At 70.2% G+C, this 25,095-nt stretch carries 19 protein-coding genes and 1 pseudogene; 12 read left to right on the top strand and 8 right to left on the bottom strand.

Going from position 1 to position 25,095, the window contains the following annotated elements; genetic code table 11:
• Window positions 1–74 precede the first annotated feature (74 nt).
• Together ACIBM5_RS33035 and ACIBM5_RS33030 are read left to right on the top strand one after the other, a co-directional pair.
• Window positions 75–695, top strand: coding sequence for a hypothetical protein (locus tag ACIBM5_RS33035; protein ID WP_396010298.1), 621 nt, complete (start codon window positions 75–77; stop codon window positions 693–695).
• Window positions 696–902: 207 nt separating this feature from the next.
• Window positions 903–1,001 (top strand): annotated as a pseudogene (locus ACIBM5_RS33030) (AAA family ATPase); the annotation flags it as partial.
• 49 nt (window positions 1,002–1,050) lie between these two features.
• Here ACIBM5_RS33030 and ACIBM5_RS33025 read toward each other — a convergent pair.
• The 3 genes from ACIBM5_RS33025 to ACIBM5_RS33015 all read right to left on the bottom strand — a co-directional run bounded on the left by ACIBM5_RS33025 (window position 1,051) and on the right by ACIBM5_RS33015 (window position 5,297).
• On the bottom strand, window positions 1,051–1,731 hold the full coding sequence (locus ACIBM5_RS33025) for a response regulator (protein WP_396010297.1): 681 nt from the start codon (window positions 1,729–1,731) through the stop codon (window positions 1,051–1,053).
• A complete protein-coding gene (locus ACIBM5_RS33020) occupies window positions 1,728–2,957 on the bottom strand; it encodes a sensor histidine kinase (RefSeq protein ID WP_396010296.1) in 1,230 nt (409 codons plus the stop codon). The genes ACIBM5_RS33025 and ACIBM5_RS33020 overlap by 4 nt, the downstream gene beginning before the upstream one ends.
• A 111-nt stretch (window positions 2,958–3,068) precedes the next feature.
• Complete coding sequence (locus ACIBM5_RS33015; RefSeq protein ID WP_396010295.1) at window positions 3,069–5,297, bottom strand: MMPL family transporter; 2,229 nt, start codon at window positions 5,295–5,297, stop codon at window positions 3,069–3,071.
• A 470-nt stretch (window positions 5,298–5,767) separates the two neighbouring features.
• On the opposite strand from ACIBM5_RS33015, the gene ACIBM5_RS33010 reads away from it, so the two are divergent.
• The 3 genes from ACIBM5_RS33010 (at window position 5,768) to ACIBM5_RS33000 (ending at window position 8,655) form a co-directional block, all read left to right on the top strand.
• On the top strand, window positions 5,768–7,357 hold the full coding sequence (locus ACIBM5_RS33010) for an alkaline phosphatase D family protein (protein WP_396010294.1): 1,590 nt from the start codon (window positions 5,768–5,770) through the stop codon (window positions 7,355–7,357).
• A gap of 201 nt (window positions 7,358–7,558) precedes the next feature.
• On the top strand, window positions 7,559–7,801 hold the full coding sequence (locus ACIBM5_RS33005) for a hypothetical protein (protein WP_396010293.1): 243 nt from the start codon (window positions 7,559–7,561) through the stop codon (window positions 7,799–7,801).
• 353 nt (window positions 7,802–8,154) lie between these two features.
• Window positions 8,155–8,655 carry a cupin domain-containing protein gene (locus ACIBM5_RS33000; protein ID WP_396010292.1) on the top strand — a complete coding sequence of 167 codons (501 nt, stop codon included), beginning with the start codon at window positions 8,155–8,157 and terminating at the stop codon, window positions 8,653–8,655.
• A gap of 615 nt (window positions 8,656–9,270) precedes the next feature.
• Here the strand turns inward: ACIBM5_RS33000 and ACIBM5_RS32995 are convergent.
• The gene (locus tag ACIBM5_RS32995; protein WP_396010291.1) at window positions 9,271–9,765 is read right to left on the bottom strand and encodes a DUF3592 domain-containing protein; all 495 of its coding nucleotides are present in this window, start codon (window positions 9,763–9,765) and stop codon (window positions 9,271–9,273) included.
• Between the two features lie 258 nt (window positions 9,766–10,023).
• On the opposite strand from ACIBM5_RS32995, the gene ACIBM5_RS32990 reads away from it, so the two are divergent.
• Window positions 10,024–12,933 carry a sigma-70 family RNA polymerase sigma factor gene (locus ACIBM5_RS32990; protein WP_396010290.1) on the top strand — a complete coding sequence of 970 codons (2,910 nt, stop codon included), beginning with the start codon at window positions 10,024–10,026 and terminating at the stop codon, window positions 12,931–12,933.
• Between the two features lie 421 nt (window positions 12,934–13,354).
• Here the strand turns inward: ACIBM5_RS32990 and ACIBM5_RS32985 are convergent, their stop codons facing one another.
• A complete protein-coding gene (locus tag ACIBM5_RS32985; RefSeq protein ID WP_396010289.1) occupies window positions 13,355–14,245 on the bottom strand; it encodes an STAS domain-containing protein in 891 nt (296 codons plus the stop codon).
• Window positions 14,246–14,818: 573 nt separating this feature from the next.
• Here ACIBM5_RS32985 and ACIBM5_RS32980 point away from each other — a divergent pair.
• The 5 genes from ACIBM5_RS32980 (at window position 14,819) to ACIBM5_RS32960 (ending at window position 19,495) form a co-directional block, all read left to right on the top strand.
• Window positions 14,819–15,136, top strand: coding sequence for a hypothetical protein (locus tag ACIBM5_RS32980; RefSeq protein ID WP_396010287.1), 318 nt, complete (start codon window positions 14,819–14,821; stop codon window positions 15,134–15,136).
• A 350-nt stretch (window positions 15,137–15,486) separates the two neighbouring features.
• Complete coding sequence (locus ACIBM5_RS32975) at window positions 15,487–15,894, top strand: Crp/Fnr family transcriptional regulator (protein ID WP_396010285.1); 408 nt, start codon at window positions 15,487–15,489, stop codon at window positions 15,892–15,894.
• A gap of 349 nt (window positions 15,895–16,243) precedes the next feature.
• Window positions 16,244–16,705, top strand: a complete 462-nt coding sequence (locus tag ACIBM5_RS32970) for a DUF6069 family protein (RefSeq protein WP_396010284.1) — start codon at window positions 16,244–16,246, stop codon at window positions 16,703–16,705.
• Window positions 16,706–16,994: 289 nt separating this feature from the next.
• Entirely contained in the window at window positions 16,995–18,017 is a 1,023-nt protein-coding gene (locus tag ACIBM5_RS32965; protein WP_396010283.1) for a threonine/serine dehydratase, read from the top strand.
• A gap of 479 nt (window positions 18,018–18,496) precedes the next feature.
• The gene (locus tag ACIBM5_RS32960; RefSeq protein ID WP_396010282.1) at window positions 18,497–19,495 is read left to right on the top strand and encodes a carbohydrate-binding protein; all 999 of its coding nucleotides are present in this window, start codon (window positions 18,497–18,499) and stop codon (window positions 19,493–19,495) included.
• Between the two features lie 245 nt (window positions 19,496–19,740).
• Here ACIBM5_RS32960 and ACIBM5_RS32955 read toward each other — a convergent pair whose 3' ends face one another.
• Window positions 19,741–20,478 carry a hypothetical protein gene (locus ACIBM5_RS32955; protein ID WP_396010281.1) on the bottom strand — a complete coding sequence of 246 codons (738 nt, stop codon included), beginning with the start codon at window positions 20,476–20,478 and terminating at the stop codon, window positions 19,741–19,743.
• Between the two features lie 401 nt (window positions 20,479–20,879).
• On the opposite strand from ACIBM5_RS32955, the gene ACIBM5_RS32950 reads away from it, so the two are divergent.
• A complete protein-coding gene (locus ACIBM5_RS32950) occupies window positions 20,880–22,331 on the top strand; it encodes a purine-cytosine permease family protein (RefSeq protein WP_396010280.1) in 1,452 nt (483 codons plus the stop codon).
• A 1,029-nt stretch (window positions 22,332–23,360) separates the two neighbouring features.
• Here ACIBM5_RS32950 and ACIBM5_RS32945 read toward each other — a convergent pair.
• On the bottom strand, window positions 23,361–23,864 hold the full coding sequence (locus tag ACIBM5_RS32945; RefSeq protein ID WP_396010279.1) for a hypothetical protein: 504 nt from the start codon (window positions 23,862–23,864) through the stop codon (window positions 23,361–23,363).
• 29 nt (window positions 23,865–23,893) lie between these two features.
• Window positions 23,894–25,095: RHS repeat domain-containing protein (locus ACIBM5_RS32940; protein ID WP_396010278.1), on the bottom strand; the 1,202-nt coding region annotated here is incomplete at its 5' end.

Here is a 25,095-nt window from a genome sequence, read left to right as displayed (position 1 = left end):
GTACCGGGTCCGCCACGGACCCCTGGGCACAGCGGCGGGTTTCCGCGAGTGGCGCGTCGTTGTGGCTTCCGGCCGTGGCATTGGGGTTCGTGGTGGTGGATCTGGTGTGGGAGGTGGTGAAGGCGAATCTGGATCGTGGGGTTCGGGGGGAATGGCCGTGGCGGTTCACGGTGTTGGACACTTCCGCGTGTGCGGCGTTGGTGGCGTTGTTGGGCGGGATCGTGGTGACTCGGATCCAGTTGTCGCATACGTTGCGGCCGGTTTTGAGTTGGTCCGGATTCGATGGTGGCAGTCATCGGGTGGTGGATTCGCGCCGGACGGTGACGTTGAGGAACGCGGGCGGCGGGCGGGCAGTGGTGCGTTCGGTGTCGTATCGGGTGAGCGCGACCGATGCGTACGCGGGTCGGGTCGCGAGGCCGGCGGGGTGGGTCGATTCCGATGTCGTGGTCGACTTCTTCGAGGCGCTCGGGCTCGAGCGGGATCGGGACTTCTTCCTCCTGCATCTCGGGGCCGGTGCGGCGATACCGATGTCGAGCAACTGGCGTGAGGGCATGGAACTTCTCGCGTTGAATGCCAAGGGCCGCGAGCGGTTGTCCTTGGTCGACATCAGGCTCGTGGTCACCGATGTCCTGGGCGACACCCATCGGCGCGACCTCCGGTGCATCCGCCCGCGCCCCACTGCTTCCGCCACGTGACACCGACGGACCCGGGGACAGGAGAACCCACGCCGTCCGCCCGCCGCGGTGGGTGGCGGCGGGCGTGGTCCCGCAGTGTGTGGTGATCACCTCCTCACGCCCTGCCCCGATCATGGCGGCACGCGCGTGGTTCGGACGGACGTGATACATCGGCGCCACGAAGCTTTCACCACAAAGCTTTCACCACAAAGCTCTCGCCACAAAGCTCTCGCCGGGACCGTCGCCCGCTGCTGCCGTGTGGACCTCCTCTGTGTCGATGAGCCCGGCTACACGGAACCGGACCGCGGGGGTGCCGGGTTGCTGTTCCATGCCTCGAAGTCTTCGTCGTCGGCGAGTGGAAGCTCCCCCGCTGTCGTCAGAGATTGGGTGGTTCAGGGCGTACAAGGCCGTTTTGGTAGGCGATGACGACGAGTTGGGCGCGGTCGCGGGCGCCGAGTTTGGTCATGGCGCGTTGGATGTGGGTGCGGACGGTCAGGACGCTCAGGACGAGTTCCCCGGCGATTTGCGCGTTGGATTTGCCGTGGGCCGCCAGGACGGTGACTTCCTGTTCGCGGGGGGTGAGGTCGGCGAGGCGTTCGGCGGGGGCGAGGGGTGGTCCGGAGGCGGGGGTGGTGAGGAAGCGGGTGATCAGGGCTTGGGTGGCTCCCGGTGACAGCAGGGCTTCGCCTGCGGCGACCGTGCGGATTCCGTCCAGCAGCGCGTCCGTGGTGACGTACTTGCCGAGGAAGCCGCTGGCGCCGACGCGGAGTGCCTGGGCGACGTATTCCTCGGTCTCGAACATGGTCAGGATGAGCACGCGGGTGCCGGTGAGGTCGGGGTCCTCGCAGATGGCGGCGGTGGCGGCGAGGCCGTCGGTGTCGGGCATGCGGATGTCCATGAGGACGACGTCCGGCCGGTGGGCGCGGGCGAGTTCCACGGCTCGGTGGCCGTCGGCGGCTTCGTCGACGACCTCCATGTCGTCGCAGGAGTCGATCAGGAGGCGGAAGGTGCCGCGCAGGAGGGCCTGGTCGTCGGCGAGCAGGACGCGGATGGTCAACGGGTGTCCTCGTGTCGTTGTCCGGCCGGGGCGTCCGCCGGGGTGTGGGGCTGGAGCGGGAGGGCGGCGGCGACTTCGAAGCCGCCTTCGGGTCGGGGGCCGGCGCGCAGGTCGCCGCCGACGGAGTGGGCGCGTTCGCGCATGCCCATCAGTCCGTATCCGCCGCCGGGCATCGGCACGGTGGCCCCGCCGTTCGCCGTGCCGTCGTTGGTGACGGTGACGAGCAGGCGTGAGCTTGCGTAGTGGAGCCGGACTCGGGCCGCGTGGTCGGGCGCGTGTTTCGTGGCGTTGGTCAGGGCTTCCTGGATGATCCGGTAGGCGGTCAGGTCCACTCCCGGGGACAGGGGACGAGCCTCGCCTTCGGTGCTGACGGTGACCGTCAGGCCGGCCGATGCGCAACCCGCGACGAGTGTCGGCAGCCGGTCCAGGCCCGGGGTGGGCGCCAGTGGGTCGGCGTCCGGGTCGGCGGTCCGGCGCAGCACGCCCACGGTGGCGCGTAGTTCCAGCAGCGCGGCGGTGGTGGTGCCGACCAGGTCGGCGAGGATCTTGCGGGTCTGTTCGGGGTGGGTGTCGGCGAGGTGGGCGGCGGTGCCGGCCTGGGCGTGGGCGACGGCCATGTGGTGGGCGACGGCGTCGTGCAGTTCGCGGGCGATGCGCATGCGTTCCTCGGCGACGCGGAGCCGGGCTTCCTCCTCGCGGGTGCGTTCGGCGTTCGCGGCGCGGGCCTTGACGGATTCGAGGAAGGCGCGCCGGAAGCGGCTTCTGCCGCCCAAGGACACCGGCAGCATCAGCCACAGGACCGTGCCCACGGTCCGGAGCATGAGGTCGTCGCCGAGCGGCGCGCCTGCCAGCGAGGTGGCCACCAGGACGGCGAGGGTCGCCGAGCCGTAGATGCCGGTGGTCCGCGAGTCGGTGAGCGCGGCAAGCCAGTACAGGGCGGCCATGACCGGAGCCAGCAGCAGCGGGCTGGGCAGGTAGCCCAGGCCGGTCAGCACGGCGGCCGCGGCGGCGGCGACCGCGAGGGCGGCACGCGGGTGGCTGCGGGCGGCCATGACGGCCGCGCTGCCGGCGGCGAGGATCCAGGCGGGCCACAGGGCGTGCGGGGGCGAGGATTCCGATGTGCCGATCTGGGCCCCGAAGAGCGTGCAGACGCACAACGCCACCGCCGTCACCACGTCCGCGGCCCGGGCATGGCGCTCCGCGTATCGTTCGAGATTGCTGGTCATCGTAGTCTCCGCGAGGGGGCGTGGCCGAGGTCCATGGTCGCCGATGATCGCCGGCACGGCGTGCGGACCGCCCGAGGCACCTTGCTCGGGCGGTCCTGCGGGCGGAGCCGGTCACACGTGCGCCTCGACCGGCCCGTCCGGATGAGGGTTCGGGCCGGCGGACCGCGCGTGGCCGAGTTTCTCGCCTTCCACATCGACCCGGGGCAGGACGCGGCCCAGCCACGCCGGCAACCACCAGGCCCGGTCGCCGAGCAGGGCCAGGACGGCGGGCACGATGGCCATCCGGACCACGAAGGCGTCGAAGAGCACCGCGGCGGCCAGGCCGAACCCGAGCATCTTGATCAGCGAGCCCTGCTCCCCGATGAACCCGGAGAAGACCGCGATCATGATCAGCGCGGCGGCCGTGACCACCCGGGCGCTGTGCCGGAATCCGGACACGACCGCCTGACCGGCACTCTCCCCGTGGGTGTACGCCTCCCGCATCCGGGAGACCAGGAAGACCTCGTAGTCCATGGCGAGCCCGAAGACGATGCCCATCATGAAGATCGGCATCAGGCTCATGATCGGCCCGGTCTGCTCCACCCCGAACAGGCCCGCGGCGTGTCCCTGTTGGAAGACCAGCACCAGCACACCCAGCGCCGCCAGCACCGAGAGCACGAAACCCAGGGCCGCCTTGACCGGCACCGGTACGGATCGGAAGACCAACAGCAGCAGCACCACCGCCAAGCCGCCCACCACCGCCAGATACGGTGCCAGCGCCGACTGCACCTTCGCCGCGATGTCGATGTTCAGCGCGGTCGTGCCGGTGACCTCGAAGGTCGCCGATGTCTGCTTCTCCACGGCCGTACGGTTGCGGCGGATCGTCTCCACCAGGGCTTTGGTCTTCTCGTCCGTGGGGCTGGTCGACGGGGTGGCCCGGAAGACCGCCGTGTCGCCGGCCTGATTGAAGCCGGCCGGCGAGACCGACACGATGCCGTCCGTGCCGCCGATCCGGTCGCTGATGGCGCGCACCGCGGCGCGCGGGTCGGCCGCTCCCCTCGCGTCCACGACGATGGTCAGCGGGCCGTTGAAGCCGGGGCCGAAACCTTCGGCGAGCGCATCGTAGGCCCGCCGCTCGGTGGTGGCGGTGGACTTGGCCTCGTCACCCGGCATGCCCAGTTGCAGCGACGCCATCGGCACGGCGAGCGCGACCAGGGCCACCACGCCGAGAACCAGCACCGGCACCGGATGACGCAGCACGAAACGCGCCCAGCGCGCGCCCAGGTTGTCTCGTCCGCCGCTCGGGAGCACGGCCCGATCGTCGCCCCGGGTACGGGCCTTGCGGACCTTGCGGGCCAGCACCGCGTCGGGCCGGAAGCCGAGCAGTGCGGGGACGACCGTCAACGCGACCAGCACGGCGACCGCGACGGTCCCCGCGGCGGCCAGGCCCATCTTCGTCAGCGTCGGAATCCCGACCACCGCCAGGCCCGACAGGGCGATCACCACGGTGAGTCCGGCGAATACGACCGCCGAGCCGGCGGTACCCACCGCCACCCCGGCCGCCTCCTGCGGTGCCCGGCCGCGCCCGCGTTCCTCCCGGTAGCGGGACACCACGAACAGGGCGTAGTCGATGCCCACAGCCAGGCCCAGCATCATCCCGAGCGTGAGCGTGTCCGAGGACAGACCCAACGGGCCCGCCAGCAGCAGGATTCCGAACAGGCTCACGGCGACGCCCACGATCGCGGTCAGCAGCGGCAGGCCCGCCGCCGCGAACGAACCGAACGTGAACAGCAGCACGATGGCCGCCACCGAGAGGCCGACGATCTCCGCGGTCCCGTCGGGTCCGCCGCCGCTGTCCATCGCCGACCCGCCGGTCTCCACCGTCAAGCCCGCCGCCCGCGCCTGGTTCGCCGCCTTGTCCACCTCCGCACGGTCGGCATCGGTGACCTCGGAGGACTCCACCTTGTAGGTGACGGTCGCATACGCCGTCGAACCGTCCTTGCTGACGGCCTTCGACTCGAACGGGTCCGCGACACCGGCCACCTGCGGGCCGCCGGACAACGAACGCACCGCGTCCCCGACGGCCTTCCGCAGGTCGCCCGAGGTCACCTTCCGCCCGTCCGGGGCGACGAAGACGACGCGGGCGGTGGCGCCGTCCGCGGCCTCTCCGGGAAAACGCTCTTCCATGAGATCGAACGCCTTTTGCGACTCGATCCCCGGCATCGAGAACTCCTCGTCCGAGGGCCCCGGTGCCCCCGCAGCGCCCACCGCGACCGCGGCCAGCACCCCCAGCCACACCAGAACGACCCAGCCGCGCCGCCGAAAGGCGCCGCGCCCGAGCCGATACAGAAAAGTCGCCACGTCAGGGTCTCCATATTCCGGAAGCGATGTCCGCTCAAGGCTCGCCCGGCAATACCCGTCCCGTCGTCATGCCGCTACGGACACTGCGGCCTACCGAAAGCGCACGACCACCTACTGAAATCGCAGTAGGCGCGCCCACGGAGCCGCCCGCCCGGAGGGGCCCGACACCATCACGCCCGGCGCTGCCAAGCGGCCCCACCCACCTGCCGAAACCCCGCGCCCGCGGGTACCCCGGAGCCGCCGGGATCACCGGCCACGCCTGCGTGGTACGCCCGCCGCGATCGCACGGACGGCCGCGAGTGTGGTTCGCGGGTGTATCCGCGTGCTCCTTTGGGCGGCGACCGTCTCGTTGTGACCTTTCGACAACCCGGGCTCCGCTCCTGCCCCTTCCCAAGTTAACGCAGGTGTTTTAATCTCGGTCGCCGCGCCCCGGTCCCACCGGGCCGTGCCACACCCTTCCGGAGGAACGCATGACGGGAACTCCCCTGCACCGCCGCGACTTCGTCCGCATCACAGCCGCCGCCTCCGGCGTGGCGGCGGCCGGTGTCGCCGCGGCCCCCGGCGCGCAGGCGGCCGAGGCCGAGGCCCCCGAGGCGGCCGGCGTCGCGCGGGGGTCGTTCCTGCACGGCGTCGCGTCCGGCGACCCCCTGCCCGACGGGGTCGTCATCTGGACCCGCGTCACCCCCGCCCCCGACTGCCGCCCGGGTTCGCGGCGCGGCCCGGCCGGCCTCGTGTTCTGGGAGGTCGCCCTCGATCGCGACTTCCGGCATCCGGTGCGCGCCGGTCGGGTCCGCACCGGCCCCGACCGCGACCACACCGTCCACGTCGACGTGCGCGGCCTGCGCCCCGCCACCACCTACCACTTCCGCTTCCGCACCGCCCACGATCGCTCGCCGGTGGGGCGCACCAGGACCGCGCCGGCCGCCCGCCGGCACGTCCCGGGCCTGCGCTTCGGCATCGCCTCGTGCGCCGGCTACGCCAACGGCCACTTCGCCGGCTACCGGCACCTCGCACGGCGCGGCGATCTCGACGCGGTGATCCATCTCGGGGACTACATCTACGAGTTCGCAACCAAGCCGGGGTCCGTCCGGGCGATGGAACCGCCCACCGCGTGCCGCACGTTGGCCGACTACCGGGCCCGGCACGGCCGTTCCCGCACCGATCCCGACTTGCAGGCGATGCACGCCGCGGTACCGATCATCGCCACGTGGGACGACCACGAGGTGTGCAACGGGTGGTGGTCCGGCGGGGCGGACGAGCACGATCCGGCCTCCGACGGGAGTTGGGCGGACCGCGTCGCGGCGGCGAAACAGGCGTACTTCGAATGGCTGCCCGTACGCCGGGCGGTGCCCGGCTCCACCCAACGTCGCCTGTCCTTCGGCACCCTCGTCGACCTGACCATGCTCGACCTGCGCAGTTTCCGCTCCCGGCAGGTCGCGCCGACCGACACCGCCGGCCTCGACGACCGAACGCGCACTCTCACCGGCCGCGACCAGATGGGCTGGCTCAAGGACGGCCTCGCACGCGGCACCGCCACCTGGAACCTGATCGGCAGCTCCGTCATGGCCGCGCCGTGGCTGCTGCCCGGCGCCCGGCCCGGGGCGCCCGCGACCGTCAACCCCGACCAGTGGGACGGCTACCGGGCCGAGCAGAGCGAGTTGTTCACCCACCTGCGCGACCACGACAAACGCAACACCGTCTTCATGACCGGCGACCTGCACTCCTCATGGGCCGGCGAGGTCCCGGCGCCCGGCGGAGGGGCGCCGGTCGCAACGCAGTTCGTGATGACGTCGATCACCTCTACGCCCTTCGGCACGCTCTACCCCGGCGGCGCGGGCGCACAGATCGTCGCCGCGATCCTCAAGCTGAACCCGCACCTGCAATGGGGCGAATCCGAAGCCAACGGCTGCGGTGTGCTGGACGTGACCGCCGCACGCGTGCAGATGGACTGGTACAAGGTCGCCGACCGCACCAGGCCGGACAGCACGGTCACCCACCTGAAGTCGTTCGCCGTCGACGGAGCGACGAAACGGATGATGCCCGCGACGACGCCGGTCTGACGGGGAACACGGCCCGGGACTCCCGTACTCGCGTGAGAATTCCCTTGTTCCTTCCGGTCGCCAGTACCGCGCCGCCCGGGATCAGCACGAACGAGGCCCCGATCGCGAGCCGCTCCCCTGTTCGAGCGCACCACCCGCCAGGTCCGCCTGACCCCGCTGGGTCGTCGGTTCGCCGACGAACTGGCGCCGCTGGTCCGCGACATGGACGACACGCTGCGCCGAGCCATGGACGCCGCGGAGGAACGGCGCATCGACCGCTCGCCCGCGCAGACCCCCTCCGGTCGGCCGGTACCCAAGGGCCCGACCGCCACCACGTTCCCCGAGGCACTCGCCCTCATCGCTTCCGGCAAAGGCGTCTTCCCCGTCGGCGAACACGCCGCGCACTTCTACCCGCGCCCCGACATCACCTACGTCCCCTTCCACGACGCCGCCCCCGTCCGGTGAGGCCCGGTCTGGCTGGACAGCAACAACATCGCCCGCGTCCGGGCATTCGTCCGCGCGGCCGAGGACGCCTGCGAGGGAACCGCCACCTGAGCGCAGGGCTGCGGGCCGAAACCGGCCCGGCTCCATGCCGTGTCCATGTGGTTTCCAAGAGCGTGGGACCAGTCTTCTCGCAAGACCACCGCGGTACGCAAGGACACCGCAGTGCTCGGGAGAACAACACGGTACGTACGCTGCGGCTGCCGCATACGAACGCTGGGGCTGCCGCTGTGGAACGTGTTGCTTCCGCCCGTGGTTCGAACTTCCCATACACCCGACGACCCGAACCTGTCGACCCGCACCGAGGAGAATTCGCCATGTCGCTCATCGTTCCCGGCTTCGACGACTCCGTCCTGGTCCGCTCCAACGACGCGGAGGTGATCGGTCGCGCCCCGACCACCGTCCGCCTCCTGGCGGACAGCAGTTCCACCGGCGGCGCGCTGTCCACCCAGCGCGTCACCCTCGCCGACGGCGCGAACGGCGCCACGCCGCACCGGCATTCGCAGTCGGCCGAACTGTTCTACCTGCTCGACGGGACGGCGCAGCTCCTGTCCGGCGACCGAGTGGTGACCGCCGAGAAGGGGGACGTGGTCATCGTGCCGCCGGGCCTCGACCACGCGTTCGGCGCCGCACCCGGGGAGGACGCGGACATCCTGATCGTGATCACCCCGGGCATCGAACGCTTCGAGTATTTCCGGCACTTGGAGCGCATCGCCTACGGCAAGGTACCGCCGGAGAGCCTCCTCGACGTCCAGGAGCTCTACGACACCCACTTCACCACCAGCGAGAACTGGAACCGGTCGCGCAGCCGGGGCTGAGACCGAACGGCGCGGTGGAGGTCCGGTGCCCCCGCGGCCCGGCGCGGAGGCGGCACGGATCGATTGCCGCATCCGGGGCGCCGCGCCAAACGAGCGGCCGAGGTTCGCTCCCCACACCCCACGTACGCGGCCACCGCGTCCTCCCTGGACCCGACGCCACCACGCCCGCGTGCGAGCCGACACACCACGGACGACGGCGCCGAGGACGGTCGGTTGCTCGACCCGACGCCTCCGACAACATGGCAACCGGCGGCCCATGCCGTCCAGCCATGCGTACACCTCGTGGCCCCGCGGCTCATGGATGTCGGGCATGCCACGAGCACGGCGGGCGCTCCGACACCACCGGTCGCGGATGCGGCTTTGCCCGGCGGCCCCCGCGTTGCCGCGCGCTTCTTGGGGAGCCACGACGGGGCGAGGGTCGGGCGGCGGCAGGCCCGGGCCGAAGCCGATGTCGCGCAACGTGTGGCGGGGCGGGGCCTCGGGCAGGGGGGTCACCGTGACGACCCGCTCCCACCGCACCACGATCTCGGGTCCGCCACCGCAGGGCCGATTCGAGGTTGGGGCGCCGAGCCCGGGTCGGCCCTGTGGCGGGATGGGGAGAGATCTGGGCGGGCTTCAGGGGCAGTCGTGGAATGTGCGGGCATCGGGGGTGAGGGGTGCGCAGAAGTCGTCGACCTGGTTGTCGACTTGGCCGGCGATGTAGGTGAGGCCGACCAGCAGGATCACGTAGGTGAGGATGGCCATGAAGACGCGGCCGTAGGATGCCGCCGACTCGGCTTGGGCGCGGTGTGGCCGGCGCGGGGTGTAGACCAGCGGGACGGACGAGCCGGTGCGGTAGCGGCCGTCGACCGTGCAGCGGTGCCGATGGCCGTTGTGGTCGCCGTAGTCGACGGTGGTCACGTGCACGTAGTAGACGTCGTCGCGGGTGCGGTCGGGGTCGGCGCTGCGCCGGGTGCGGCGCTCGAGGCGGGAGGAAACGGCGGTGCCGGTCGTACGGATCCCGGCCCTGCGCAGGTAGTTGACCCGCAGGGCGATCAGGATGATGACGAACGGGCCGATGATCATGACGAGTTCCCTCGCCACGAGGAAGGAATGCGAGTGCTCGCGCATGGTGTGTTTCCTTCGGTGTACACCGGAGTGAGCCGGTGAGCGGCCACCGGGAGTGGTCCGCTTGCCCGAGACGTGGTCGGGCGCGGCGAAATCTCTCCACTTTTCGAGGTCCGATTTCGTGAGTTTTGCCGCGACGGACGCTTTCCGGGACCTACGGTCGGCCGCCGGCGGATAATCGTCGCGCGAAGAGTGGAGAGATCTGTGCCCCTCGGGCCACGTTCCGTGTGACAGAGCCGCGTCGCCATTGCGGAGGGTGTCATGACACAGACCCGACCGGACCCGCCCGGGGAGCTGCCGGACGACCTGCCGTCGGATCGGGGGGCGTCGCACCTCCCGCACGGCCCCGAAGGCCCGGTCGCGCCATCGGTCGACGACGCCGACTCGGATGCTGCGGGCGCGCGTTCGGTGGCTGACCTGAACCGCGACGGGGATCTGGGCCCGGACCTGGACTTGGAGTTGGACCGGGACTCGGGCCCGGACCCGGACCCGGATCCGTTGGAGTTGGACCGGGACTCGGACCCGGCCCTGGACCCGGACGACATGTGGCAGCGGTTGCGGGATGGGGACGAGGCTGCGCGGATCGCGTTGTACGAGCGTCACCACGACGCGATGGTGCGCTGGTTCCGGGCGCGGCTGCCCTCGGCGGCCGAGGCCGACGACTGCGTCAGTGAGGTGTTCGTCCGGGCGCTGGACGGCATCGCCCGTGACCTGAAACCGGATCGGGGCGTCGACCGGTGGTTGTGGGGCATCGCCAAGCACGTGTGGATGGCGGAACTGAAGGCGCGCCAACGCGTCGCGGACCGGTCGTTCGAGGAGGAGACACCGGGCTCGAAGGGCGTGGCCGGCTCGGGGGCAGGCGCGTGGGATGCCGATCTCGGTGACGCGTACGGCAAGTCTCAGGCGTTCGCCGCGATCTACACCGCGACCGACGCGCTGTCGCAGACCCAACGCGTGGTGGTGAGCGCACACTTGGACCACACGCTCGCCGAGATGCGCCCGGTCAAGGGCGCCGAACTCGCCGCCCGTCTGGGGTGGTCCCGGATCAGGGTCGACCGCGAACTGAGCCGCGGCCTGAAGAAGGTACGCGAGCGGGTGGGGCTGTTGGCGGCGGCCCGCGCGGTGCGCTCCTGCTCCGAGGCGGCTGAAGTCCCGGCGCTCGCCAGATTGTTCGTCGCCGAGGAAGCCGGGTCCGGCCTGGTGCCGACTCGGGCGGAGTATCGGGCGCTCGGGACGCACGCGAAGTCGTGTGCGAACTGTTCCGCCGTGGCCAGGGACGCCGTGCTCCAGCGCACCTGGGTGCTCGGCCCGGGCCTGGCGTTGGCGGCGGCTCGGCACGGCGCGGAGGACGAGGACGAGCGGCGGCGCGCGGCGGTGGCCTGGTGGACGGGTCGTCCCGCGGCCACGGCCGAGGCAGCCTCGGTGGCGCCCGCCGCGACACCGGAGTTCGCCGCGTCGATGACCGCCGCGGCGCCCGCAACGGCCGATCCGGGCGGTCGGTTCGGCGAGATCGTGCGGAACGTACGTCCGGCCCTGGACGCCGTCGCCCGGCCCCTGGTCACCACGACCCGCGTCGTACGTGACGCGGTTCTACAGCAGTTGCTGCGCGTTCCCGGCGTCGCGCCGATGGTGAACACCGCCTCCCGGCTCGCCGGCGAGAACCCCATGGCGGTACGCGTCGGCGGCGCCGTCGTCGCCCTGGCCACGGCGGCCGCCCTGACCCTGTTGGCCGTATCGCCCGAATCCGCGCACACACCGTCCGCCCGGCCCTCCCCCGGCGCCTCGGCGGCCCCCGGCGGTACGGGCCCCGGCCCGGCGGCGAATCCGATAGCGGACGGACCCGCACCGTCGAGCCCCACCCCGACGGATGCCTCCGGAGTACCGCTTCCCGGCGATACCTCCTCGCCGGACGGCACGTCGCCCCCGGGCGGGCAGGACACAACGGCCGCTCTGCCGGGTGGAGTTCCCAGCGGAACCGGCTCCGGGGCCGGGACCGGGACCGGAACCGGGTCCGAACCCGACGCCCGCACCGGCACCGGTCAGAGCGGTGCCGGCACCACCCCCGGCACCGGCGGCCAAACCGGCTCCGGTCCCGGCCCCGGTCCCGGCACCGAAACGGGCGGTCCCCCCGTGCCGGCGGTCTGGGGCTTCTGGATGGTCCGCTACGCCGACGACCCGATCGGTACCACGCGCGAACTGTCGCCGACCCCGCAGCGCCCGGACAGCCACGAGCCGAACTGGACCTACGGCATCTGGCGGCTCGGCAATCCGCCCGCCGTCAAGACGGTACGCGTCACGCACCTCGACGTCGGCCGGCATGTGGTGATCCTCCCGGAAAGCGGCGCGCCCGGCGGCATCGCCCATGTGGCGGTCTCCGACTACGCCGCGAACGGCGTGTCCTGCCAGCCGGTTCGATGGTGGCAGGAGGGCGCCGACGAGAGGATCGAGGTCGCCTGTTTCGACCGTACCGGCACCCGCGCCGACATCCCGTTCACCGGACTGTTCCTCGCCGGCGACCGGAACGGCCCGTATGGACAGACGGGTTCGCGCGGCTACGTGTACGCCGGCGAGCCGACCGCCGCCCGCCAACTCCCGGCCGCCGCGTCCCGACAGAACACCGGCGCGGTGACCCGCACCGGTACCGGCCGCTACGCGGTGGCGGTCGCGGCGGACACGGAGTCCGTGCAGGTCTCGCCGATCGGTACGACGGCGCGGCACTGCGCGGTCGTCGCGTTGTCCGGGGGCACCGCTTCGGTGTCCTGCACCACGCACACCGGCGCGCCGGCCGACACCGCGTTCACGCTGAGCCACACCGGCCGACAGAGCCTGCTCGACGACGCCCGGGTCCCGCACACGGTGCACCTCACCGTCGCCGACGCACCCGGTTCCGCCGCGCCGACGGTCGTCGGATCGTGGATGTCCCGGCCGGGCACGGCAACCGTGACCCGCACCGCGACCGGCCGCTACACCCTGCGCCTGTCCGTCGGATACATGACCAGCTACGCGCACCTGACGGCCACCGGCGGCGGGTACTGCACCACGGTGCTCCGCAACGACTACGGCGCCAAGGACGACGTGCTCATGTACCTGGCCTGCTACACCCCGACCGGCGCACCGGCCGACAACGGCTTCCGACTCGACTACGCGACCGCGTCGCCGCATTACCCGTAGCGCGGTGGCCGGTCCGGAGGCGGAGCGTGCTGTGGTGCGTTGTGCTGCTGGTTCCAGGACACGACCGCTCCTGTCACGTGCGACCCGGCTGCCGGATGAGCGGGACAAACTCGACTATCGAGCGGCCCCGACCCGCGCGTCAACGGCGACTCCGGGCGACCGTACGGGACTCATGCGTCGAGCATGATGCGCAAGGCGGTGCTCGGGTGGGCGGGCGCTGCGGGATTGCTCACCGGCGGGCCGGAGACACGGGCGTTCGCCACGATGCGGGCAGCGTTCGGGGAAGAATCGCTCGGCGAGTGGCGACGTGCGGTACGAGCCCGGCCCGCGCCGGCCTGTTCACCCTCCACCGGCCCGCACCGGCCTGTTCGTTCCAGGCTGTTCGCCCCGGCCCGGCCCGGCTCGCCTCGGTTCGGAGCATTCAGGCCGGGGGCTCATCTCGCCGGCCGAGCGACGAGCGCGGTGTGGGGACGATCGTGCCTTCGAGGATGGTCGCCGCCGGCGTTTCCTTGAGCTCCGGGAGAGCCGCCTGGTCGTGGGGAATCGTGGGGTTGTCGAGGGTGGACAGGGGCGAGAGCGCGATTTCGAGGGTGGGGTAGACGGGGAGAATCTGGTTGAGGCCGGTGACAATCAGGACTTTGCCCATACGGGCGAGGTTCTCGGCGCCCATTCCGGAGACCAGGCGCAGGACGGCGCCGCGCAGACGCATGGTCTGGAGGACGTAGACCAGGCCGCCGAGGACGCTGCTGTCCATGAAGGTCACGTCGGACAGGTCGATGACGATGTGCGGGTGTCGGGTGTCGGCGACGGCGCCTTCGAGGTGGGGGCGGACGGCGGGCATGACCTGGCCGTCCCAGTCGCCGCTGAGCCGGACGATCTGCCATTCGCCGTGTTGGGCGATGTGGCAGGTGACGCCGGCGCGGCGGTGGTGGGCGCCGAGCGGGATGTCGATGGGGTCGGCGTCGCGCAGGCCGTCGGCGGGTGTGCCTTCGGCCGGGGTTCTGGTGATCCGGCCCTGTTTGGCGAGGGTCCAGCGGCTGCGGCATTCGGCGAGAAGGGCTTGGCTGCCGCCGCACGCGCGGACGACGGCGAGGGCGCGTTCGCGGCTGAGCAGGCGGCGGCCGGTGAGGCCGTCGCCGAGGGTGCTCTTGGGTATGTCGACGCCGGCCTTCTTGCAGCGGCGGCAGATCTCGTCGTAGGACGGGGCGCCGCTGTGCAAGCGGACGAGGGTGAGCCAATTCGCGAAGTCGCGGACGGGCGTGAGGTCTTCCACGACCGTCCGGGGTGGCTCGTTGCGCTCGCGGGCGGTCATTCGTTTCTCCCCCAGGTTCACCCGTGTTGCCGGCGGTCCGCGATCGTGCGAGGACTCAAAGTAGCGTCGTCCGGGGACGTCTGCGGTCGTTCGGGGACGTCTGCGGTCGTCCACGGTCGTCCGCGACCGTCCGCGTTCGTACGAGGGAGTGGCGGCGGGTGGGCGGCGCGGGTTCGATGAACGGTGTGACGCGTTCGATCGCACGTACCTCACGTCGCCGGTCGCGCTCTCCCCGAACGGGTGAGCCCCCACCGGCCGACGGCCGACGGGGGCTCACCGCCCGGTCGGTGTTCGGCGGGCTACCACCCCCGCGGGTCGACCGGGCTGCTGGGCCGAGCTCGGGCGAATGAGGTCAACGTCAGCGTGTACACGATAACGCGAAGCACGGCCGGGAACTCCCTGAATCTAGGGAATCGGTCCGCACTCGTGGAGGAATACGCAGGTCAGGGGCCGTTCGAGTTGCCTTGGTAATCACTCACATGGCAGCGTAAGCTGTCCGCCACGAATTGCGTCTGCCTCCTACCAAGGCGCCGACGCTTTCGTGTCCCAGAGCTCGGGTGAATGAGGAAGAGAATGTCTGAAAGTTTCGCGACGTTATTTTGCGTCGTCCTGATCGTTTTCGCATTGTCGGCGCTGATCGCGTATGCGGTCCGTCGGTTGAGCGCGGCCGCGCCGGGGCGTCTGGTCGCGGTGATAGCGGCCATCACCGCGTTCGCGGGAGTGGTACCGGCGGTGATCTACGCGGCGCTCGCGGGCTCCCCGGCATCGTCGTCCGGGTCCCCTGTCGCCCCTACCCAGGCCGTGTCCCCGCGGATGGTGTCGCCCGTGTCGGAGTCGCCCGCGACCGGGGTCCGGGCGTCCGCCCCGGGCGACGTCCCCGCCGTGCCATGACGGGTGTCAGGCTCTTGCCCAGGCCCCGGCGGCAGGTCCCCGATACCGAGGCGCGGATCACGGCCCCCTTGGTGTACTCGCGCATGCACTATCCCCCGCACAGCTTCTTCGGATGCCTCGATCGAGTCCATCGTGAGGCGCTGTTGTCCATGGCGCTGGTGCACCGCCTCGAAAAGGGAGGGTCGGAGAACCTGTTCTCGGAACGCACGGTGACGATCCTCCTGCGGGGAATTCTGAAGGAGGCTCCGTTCGCCGGGAGCCCTTTCCACACGAGGCTGCGTACGGCGGGCGATATTCTCGAATCATCGGCGGTTTTCGACCCGACGGGCGGTAACATCACCGTCCACGGTGTGCAGTCCAGCGTGCTGGTCTCCATCTCCCGGCGTGGATTCGTCGCACTCCTGGGCGAACGTCCTCGTGCGATGGCGGCGCTTGCCCGTTCGATGGCCGAACGGGAGAAACTCGACCTGTTCGTCAACGTTCACGTGCGGCAGGGCAACACGTCCGTGCGGATCGCCCGATACCTGTGCTTCCTCGCCGACTTCCTCGGCGAAAAGGCGGGGGACGGCGTCCGGATCTCCGGCTTCTCCCAGACCGACATCGCGGACGCCGTCGGCGCCTCCCGCGCATCGGTGGAGAACTTCTTTCGCGAACAACGCCGAGCCGGGACGGTAACCACCGCCTACCGCGTCATCGACATCGTCACCCCCGACGGCCTGCGCACCCAGGCCGGAAACATGCCCATCCGGCAACCCTGAACCACACCGACAGCCACCCACCCGCACGGCCCCGGCATGGGCCGACGCCGAGCGGCGTCGAGCGGCGGCGGAGGGCGCTGTTTCGGCTCGGAGTTGGCGACGCGTTGGCGACGGTTGGCGACGCGTTCGTGTCGCCCTCGCGCGAGCGCACGCGAGCAGGTAGCCGCGCCGTGCCGGGGCCGCCGCGAGATCCCGGGGCTTCGCGGGCGGGCCCGGCGCGGGTCTCCGACCGCTGTGCGGCGGGCGCCTTGGTCGGGGGGCGCGAGACGGCGGCGGCGATGAGTTTTGCGGTAGGCGGCAGTCCAACCCTTCGACAGCACGACGACATCCGCTTCTCGGAGGACGCATCATGAGCACGACCATCAACCCCGGTGTTCGACCGGCTACTTCGGTTCGCGAAAAGCGGGGCAGCGCGACGGCGGGCATCGGCAGAGCGCTCGCGTTCGCTTCCCTGGCGGGAATGGCGGTGGCCGGGGTCTACGAGGGCATCGTCCGGGCGTCCGGGGTGTCGTTGGACATCGGTGCGGCATCGGGCGAGGCGGAACCGATCCCGACCGGGGGCTTCGTGGGCTTCACCGCCATGTGGGCCCTCGCGGGCGTAATCCTCGCGCTCGGGCTCGCCCGGTGGGCGAAGCGACCGGGGCGCACCTACGCGGTGACCACGACGATCGTCGTAATCGCCTCGCTGGGCCTGCCCTTCGCCGTCCCCCACGTCGCCCTGTCCACGCAACTCGTCCTCGCTGCCTCGCATCTGGTCGTCGCGGCCGCCGTGATCCCGATCGTGGCCGCCCGACTGGCACGCGTGCGGTGACGCTCGCGGCGACGGGTTTCACGCCGCGGCACGCGCAGGCGAATGTGGAGGTCGTCATCTCGGTCGTCGTCGGCGGCCGGGTTTCGTGGGCAAACCGTTCGCCCGGACCAGGATTTATGGCGCGTGGGCTCTCTCCCGGACACGATGAGGCATCGTCTGTGCAGTCGGGTCGGCTGCCCGGGAGAGTGCTCGGACCGGCACCGGGGCGAAGAGGCGGCGCGAGGAAGAGGCTCAACTCCTCGACAGGGTGCGGCGCTTACTCACGCCGGCGGGACTACGCTGCTGTGTCGTGCGGAAGACGCGTCTCGACATTGATCGGATCCGGGCGGCTCGGCGGGCGATCGACCCGATTTTTCTCGACACTCCGCTGTATCGGTGCGAGGCGCTGGAGCCCGGCCTCGGGTGCGCGGTGAGCATCAAGTTGGAAACGGCGAACCCGGTCCGCAGTTTCAAGGGCCGCGGCACCGAGGTGATCGCGAGCCGGCTTGCTGACAGTGGCGAGCGAGCGGTGGTGTGTGCCAGTGCGGGCAACCTCGGACAGGCCCTCGCCTGGTCCGGGCGCGGGCGCGGGCTCGACGTCACCGTCGTGGCATCCCGCTTCGCACCTGCGGCCAAGCTCGATCGCATCCGTGCGTTGGGCGCCAAGTTGGAACTGGTGGACGGCGACTTCGACATGGCGCGCGAACGGGCGGCGGCCCTCGCGCGAAACGACGGGATCCGGCTGGTCGAGGACAGCCTGGACATCGAGACCTGCGAGGGCGCGGCGACCGTCGGCCTGGAACTGGTGCGCGCCACACCGACGTTCGACGCAGTCCTGATCGCCCTCGGCGGCGGGGCACTGGCCACCGGTGTGGGTCGTGTGGTGAAGGCCATGGCGCCCGGAGTCGAGGTGATCTGCGTCCAGCCGCTGGGCGCACCGGCAATGACCCACTCGTGGCGCGAGCGACGCGTCGTCACCACCGATTCGACGAACACCATCGCCGACGGCGTTGCCGGTCGGCGTCCCATCCCGGCCGTCCTGGACGACCTCCTCCTGGTCGCCGACGATGCCGTCCTGGTCCGCGAGACGTCGATCATCGCCGGTATGCGGATGCTTCTCGACCATGCCGGCCTCGTCGTCGAACCGTCGGCCGCGCTCGGCATCGCGGCGATCCTCGAAGACCGGGACCGGTTCGCGGGCCGCCACGTGGTCACCATCGTGTGCGGCAGCAACGTCGACGTGGACGCCTATCACCGCTGGGTCGGTGCGGCCGGTGCGGCCGGTGCGGCTCCCGCCAGTGCGGCCGGTGCGGCTCCCGCCGGCGGGTCTTGACGATCGCTGCTGTGGGTTTGCTGCGCATATTGGGCTCGCGCACGGCTGGTCTTGGAGCGGCGGCGGCCGGGTGACCTGGTTCGCTCCGGCCAACGCCATACAACGCCTTACTCCGCCAAGGACCGCAGCCTCGCATGTGCGGGCCCGGGCAAGGGGGTCGGGAGCCCCGGGGCCGGCGGTACGGTCACGCCACAACCATCCCACCCGGCGGTCGGAACCGGCACCTTTCGAGGCAGTTTTCCGAAGCCGAGGCCGTCTTCGCGCGCCGCCAATTGCCGTGCACGCGAACACACTTGCGGCGTCCGGCTCGTGCGATGTTATCGGCAGATGTGATTACCCCGGAGCGGGACCACCGGCTACTTTGGTGCCGTCCGACCGGAGCTGTACGAGAACGTCCCGCTCGACGGTGGTTGGTTCGGACTCCGCGGCGGCGCCCGTCCTCCGGTTCCACGCCACTTCCGCCCCTCCCGAGGAGACGCATGTCCCGCCGCGCCCGTCCACGCCCTCGCTCGTTACCCATCGGCCTGGTGACCGTCCTGGTCACCACACTCGTCGCGCTCGTCACGCTGGGCCCAGCCGGACCCGCCGGCGCGACGGGCTCGCCGCGACCCGGCGCCGTTCCGTCGCCCACCGCGCCGCATCGGGGGGTCGTTGCGCAGGATCCATCCGACACGCCGACTCCCGGACGGGACAAGGCGGTTGCGGCCTTCGTCGAGCAGCGTGCCAAACTGCGCGCGACGCTCTCCGGCGACTCCGCGGGCGCGCCGGACGGCGCCGCGACCGCCGGCGCGGGCGCAAGCGCAAACCTCGCGCCTACGCACAACTTCTGGGGCGTCTTCCCGCAGCCGGGCACTCACGACGGCATCACCGCGACGCACAGCGTGGACCCCTCGTACCGGGTGAGCAACTCGCAGAACTTCACCTACGCCCCGACCACCAAGGCACAGAACTCGTGCATGGAGGTGGTCACCGCCTACTGGAGCCTGGGCGCCGAAATATGGGCGTGGGACTGGTGCGGCCAGAGCGGCCCCGCCAAGACCCTGAAGGTGAACGCCGACTTCCTGGCGAAGTACACCACCACCGCCAACGGAATCTCTTCCTACAGCGTGCAGTTGAGCAAGGACGCGACCTCGGGGAACGCGTGGTCGTCCTACCTGTACAACCACCGCACGCAGGCCTGGGAGTTGCTGTTCCGCTCGTCCGGCACCGACCAGAGCGCGCTCAACCACGGCTGGGACATCTTCGAGATCTACGCCACGGTCAACTCCGCCACCGGCAAGGGCTACTTCTGCACCGAGGCGCGCAATACGGCGTTCGACAGCGCCGACATCAAGCTCCGCAGGGGCGGCACGTGGCAGCTCGCGACCTCCACCGACTCGCCCTGGACCAGCACCAACCCGCGCGGCAGCGACTTCCTGTGCCCGTCGCTGACCTTCACCCGGGCCGCACAGAACCACCACTGGACGGTGCATCCCTGATCGTCCTCACGGCCTACCGGCCGGCCGACCGCCGGACGGGCCGGCTCGGCCCCCGCCGCTCTCGTCCGGCGCTTCCTCACCACGGTCCTCCGCAAGCAAAGGCGTCCCCGGCGAAGGCCGTCCCATGACCGGCATCCCGGCCCCGACGGACGCATTCCGTCGGGGCCGCAGGCTTCAGGGTTGGCGGTACTCGGGCTCAGGCCCGGGCTCGGGCTCGGGCGCAGGCTCGGGCTCGGGGCGAAACTTCACCCGTCGGTTGGCACGGCGGTCCGTGCGTCGCCATCGGCCGTTTTCGTAGTAGCCGTGTCGGCTCCCGGTCCGGGGTCCCCTTCGACGGGGTACCCGATCGCGGCGGCCGCCTCCGCCACGGACGCCCAGGAGGCGGTGGCGTTCAGGGCGCGGACCGTGTCCCGGCGAAGCGGTCGGTGGGCGTACATGTGGCGCACCGCGTCGATGTCCACCGCGGTTTCGTAGTAGTCCTCGGCGAAATCTTGGAAGGCCTCGGGCGTCGGGTCGGTCAACAACCGGAAGAGCCAACCGGCGCCGTCGGGGTCCGCATGCCCCTCGGGAAAATCGATCTCCCCCGCCCGCCACCGGTCGTCCCCGGCCTCGCGCCACATGCACACGGTCACGGCCGGCATGTCGTCGAACATGAAGGCCGGCTCCGTGACGCAGTCGTGGAACACCTCGGGAACCGAATCCACCACGCCCGGCCACGGCTCGTCGTCAACGTAAGGGCTCATCGGGGACTCGTGGTCGAAGCCCCGGATGTACGCCCCCGCCGACGAGAAGACGATGTCGAACTCGTCACCGGAGCCGTTGCGCATCGACGCCGTCTCCTGCGACTCCGACCACGTGGCGCTGAACGAGTAGTACCGCTCGCCGTCCGGGTTCAGCACCGCTTCCACCATGGCCATCGACCAACAGACGTCCCGAAGCACCGGGATGTCGGGAAGAGCTCGCGCAACGTCATGAACGGTCATACGCCCAATCCAAGCGCACGCCGCCGACGCTCGGCCTTTGCTCCGTCGACCCGAACCACCTGGGCCGACCCGCGGAGACGCCTGCGGGCCGCGCCGGCGTTGCGAGCGGTGCGGCGTTGCGGCTGACGTGGCCGGTGTGACCGACGTGGTCGACATGATCCGTGCGGCCGCCGGAGCCGGCGTGGTCGGCGTGGCCGACGTGGCCGACGTGGCCGGTTCCCGCTCCTCCGCGACGGAGGGGTTCGGTGTCCGGGAAATGAAATTCTTCATTCATGATCTTGCGGTCTGTTCATCTCCATGCCAGATTCGGCGCACAGACACAGACACAGACACAGACACAAACACAGACCCAGACCAGACAAGTTCGGCGTGATCGCCGCTACGCCTTGGGAGTCACGAGCATGCCGATCGAGCCAGCCTCCGAGGGGGGCCTCGTGGTGGAACGCCGCACCATCGAGGTGATCCCCGACGCCGAGCGGCACGGTACGCCGCTCAGCCAGTTCACCCTGTGGTTCGGCGCCAACATGCAGGTCACCGCGATCGTCGACGGCGCCTTGGCGGTGGTCTTCGGCGCCGACGCGCTGTGGGCCATATTCGCCCTGCTCATCGGCAACGTGCTGGGCGGCGCCGTCATGGCCTTGCACTCGGCGCAGGGGCCGCGACTCGGGGTCCCGCAGATGATCTCCAGTCGGGCGCAGTTCGGCGTCTACGGTGCGGTCCTGCCGCTGCTGCTGGTGATCCTGATGTACCTCGGCTTCGCCGCGACCGGCACCGTCCTGGCCGGTCAGGCGGTCTGCGAGATGCTGCACATCGACAACGCCAAGGTCGGCATCCTGATCTTCGGTGCGCTGACCGCGGTGGTGGCGGTCACCGGCTACCGGCTGATCCACCTCGCCGGCCGCATCGCAACCGTCGTCGGCGTGCTCGGCCTCGGCTACCTGATGATCCGCCTGTTCACGCAGTACGACGTCGGCGCGCACGTGGGCGAGAAGGGCTTCGACTCCGCGACCTTCCTGCTCGCCGTCGGCCTCGGCGCCGGATGGCAGCTCACCTTCGGCCCGTACGTCGCCGACTACTCGCGCTACCTGCCGCGCGACACCAGCCAGCGCGCGACGTTCTGGTCGACGTTCGCGGGCTCCGTGGTCGGTTCGCAGATCGCCATGACGCTGGGCGCGCTCACCGCGGCCGTCGCGGGCAAGGCGTTCCTGCCGGACCAGGTCGGCTTCCTCGGCGATCTGGCGGGCCCCGCGTTCCTGGCGTTCCTCATCTACCTGGTGATCGTGGTCGGCAAGCTGACCGTCAACTGCCTGAACGCGTACGGCGGCTTCATGTCGATCCTGACGATCGTGACGGCGTTCGACGGCCGGTCGCGGATCTCGCAGGCCGCCCGCGCGGCGTACATCATCGGATTCACCGCGGTCTCGGTGGTCATCGCGATGGCAGCCAGCGCCGACTTCCTGACCAACTTCAAGAACTTCGTCCTGCTGCTCCTGATGGTCTTCACTCCGTGGAGCGCGATCAACCTCGTCGACTACTACCTCATCTCGCGCGAACGCGTCGACATCCCCGCGCTGTACGACCCCAACGGTCGCTACGGCCGCTGGAACCTCACCGCCCTGACCTGCTACGTCGTGGGCGTGGTCGTGCAGATCCCGTTCCTGGCCACCAAGCTCTACACCGGCGCGATCACCAAGAAGCTCGACGGCGCGGACATCTCCTGGATCGTCGGCCTCGTCGTCACATCGGCCCTCTACTACCTGTGGGCACGCCACACCGCCAACCCGCCCACCGAAACCATCCGCCCCACCGAGCCCCAGACCGACGAGCCCCGCACCGAGGCACCGGTCGGCTGACGCCCGCGCAGACGGGCGGGACCCCCTCCCGCCCGCCCCGCAAACCACGCCGCCTCCGCCCGGTCCCGCCCATCGCGACCGCCCGGAGGCGGCACACGTACGTCAGCCGCCGACCGGCAAGGCCGCGCCGGCACCCGCCGGGCACGCCCACCGGACGCCGGCCTGGCCCACTTCCCCAGACTCGACCCCGTCCGCCACCGCGGCCGATAAGACTGGCTGACGAGGCCGGCCAACGAGGCCTGCCCATCGCAGCCACCGCCCTCGCACGACTCGGCGCCGCCCATCGCGCGGGGTGGCGCTATGACGCTGTCGCGTTCTGGATACCGCCCGCCGCCGGTGGTGCCGCAGTGCCGGGCCGGGATCGGAGGCACTCACGGCGCATCGGCGTTGGCGCAAGGGTGTCCGTGGTGCCGGAGGCATCGACAAGACACGGGGCGGGTTTGGCAATCGGACGTGTGCTGGCCGGACGTTTCGAGCTTGTGGAGCTGCTGGGCCGGGGCGGCAAGAGGAAGTGTGGGCGGCGGTCGATGTCCGGATGACTCGGCCCGTGGCGGTGAAGGCCCTGCCGTCGGGCGGCGGGGGCGATCCGCAGGGACTCTTACGCGAGGCCCGCACGGCCGATGCGCTCAATCATCCGGGCATCGTCACCGTCCACGACCTCGGACTCGAGTCCCACGGCACGGGTATTCGTTGTCGTGGAACTGGTCGCCGAGATGGACCCTGGCACGCGTCCTCCGCGAGGACGACCGAAGCGGCGCGCACGACACGGTCGAGCCGGGTCGTCGGAACCCCGGCGTACATCGCGCCCAACGCTTCACCGCCCGAGCCGGCGGCGCCCGGGCCGACCTGTATGCGCTGGGCTGCATGCTCTACGAACTCGCCTGCGGCCGGCCGCCGTTCACGGCATCGGACCCCATGGCGCCAATGTACACGCGCCCACATCGGGAACCGGATCCGCTCGGCGCTCACCACGCGGACCACCGCCCGGCATGGAACAACTGGTCGCGGAACGTTCCGCACCTCGGTGGCTCAGGCTGAGCCGACAGCGTTCTCGCCATGCCTTCGTGAGACCTCATGGGACCGACGCCTGCGTTTCACGGCAGAGATGAGCCCAATCACGCTGCGCAACACGAGGCACAGGCCGATAAAGGACACTCCCATCGCCGTGATTGCGCTCTCATCGACGTGTTGCCCATTGCCTTCGGGCGAAGGCGCGCCGGCAGACGCCAGCGCCGGCAGAAGGATCAACAGCACGCCTCCCACACCAGTCACCAGAACACCAATGAAGGACATCAGGCGCTTCCGCGATGAACGACCGCTGAAGGCTACGAATGACGCCACGACCAGAGCGCATCCAAACGCTGGGAGAACGGTGCCCGTGATCCATTCCGTCGTGAAGGCCTTCCAATACCATTGATCGTCTGGCGTCGAATCCTCGGAATAAACCAAAGGGGGTGATGGGCCGGTCAGATCCTGATATGTCCCGGGCAACAGGCCGAGCAGAAACACAACAGTGAAAATCCGCCAATCCATGAACCCTCGGGTACACCCCCACTTTCGAGTCAGCAAGAGGGCGCACCAGCCCATCGCGAGTCCGAGAAAAACTCCTTTGACCGCCCCATAACCGATTGGAATCCAAACATTCCACGGATAGTTGCTTTCGTGTGTCGACCGCCAGATGCCAGCTGTTCCCCACGCGAGCGCCCCCGACACCAAGCCCACGGACCGCGCTCCACCCACCGACGTCGAATCCTGGCCAACCAACGAAACCTCCTCGGTACACGACCGCTCGCCTTTGATGTAAACGATTTTCGAACAGCCATAGCACGGATTTGCCCGAAACAAAAGTTATGCCCGTGCGCAATCACCTTTTGGACGAAGATAATTCTCTTCATAATATTCGAAGGCCCTCCGATCTCCATATATGCAATACCAGCCAAGACCTCTTCGGGCACACCTTCCTCGTACGCCGCACCCGCTATGAATCCATTATAATTTCTGATCCAGTCGAGTCGCAGCCGATTTCTATCCGCGTACCTATTTTTATCGCTGCCGAATTGCCAGTACAGAGAGTTCCAGAAATTCCAGGAGATCTCAGGTCTCATGATCACATTGGCTCTCGCAATTATCGACGCATGCTCTGGTGATATCCCTTGCCCGCGGCCGGTTCCGGTCGCCTTCGGACCACCTCCGGTACTGACGGGCGTTGTGGGCGCTGCGCTGCTGGCACCGCCGTTGCGTTCCGCAGGCGCTCCCTCGTGTCCAGGGTTGTTGTATGGCGGCAGGGGTGCTTTGCATACAGTGCTTGGGCAGTAATCTAGGCTTGAGGGGTCACTGAACGTCAGCGGGTTGTTGTTGCTGTAGGTGTAGCCGTGCATCTGTTGCGCGTCGGTCAGGTCCATGATCGGGTCGACGCTGATGAAGCGGCCCAGGCCGGGGTCGTATTCGCGGGCTCCGACGTGGGTCAACCCGGTGGCGTCCATGGGCTTGCCGAGGAAGCCCTTGTCGTCGGGCCATTGGCCGTTGGCCTGGGTGGGTCGCGGGCCGCGGGCCTCGCCGAAGGGCTTGGACTGGCGGCGGGTTGCCGTGAGAGTGGCCGCGTCGAGGGTGCTGCTCGGCGTGCCGTGGTGGTCGGCCGTCATGTACACCAGTGCGCCGTTGCCGCTGCGGACGACGGTGGCTCCGCCCGCCGTCGGGTAGTAGCGCGTGCCGACGACCGGGCCGGAGCCGTCGGTGTTGGTGGTGAGTTCGTCCCCACCGAGGT

Source organism: Embleya sp. NPDC050493 (genome assembly GCF_044458105.1).
Classification (GTDB): domain Bacteria; phylum Actinomycetota; class Actinomycetes; order Streptomycetales; family Streptomycetaceae; genus Embleya.
Note: the sequence above shows the minus strand (reverse complement) of the source record. Positions and strands in the feature narration are given on the sequence as shown.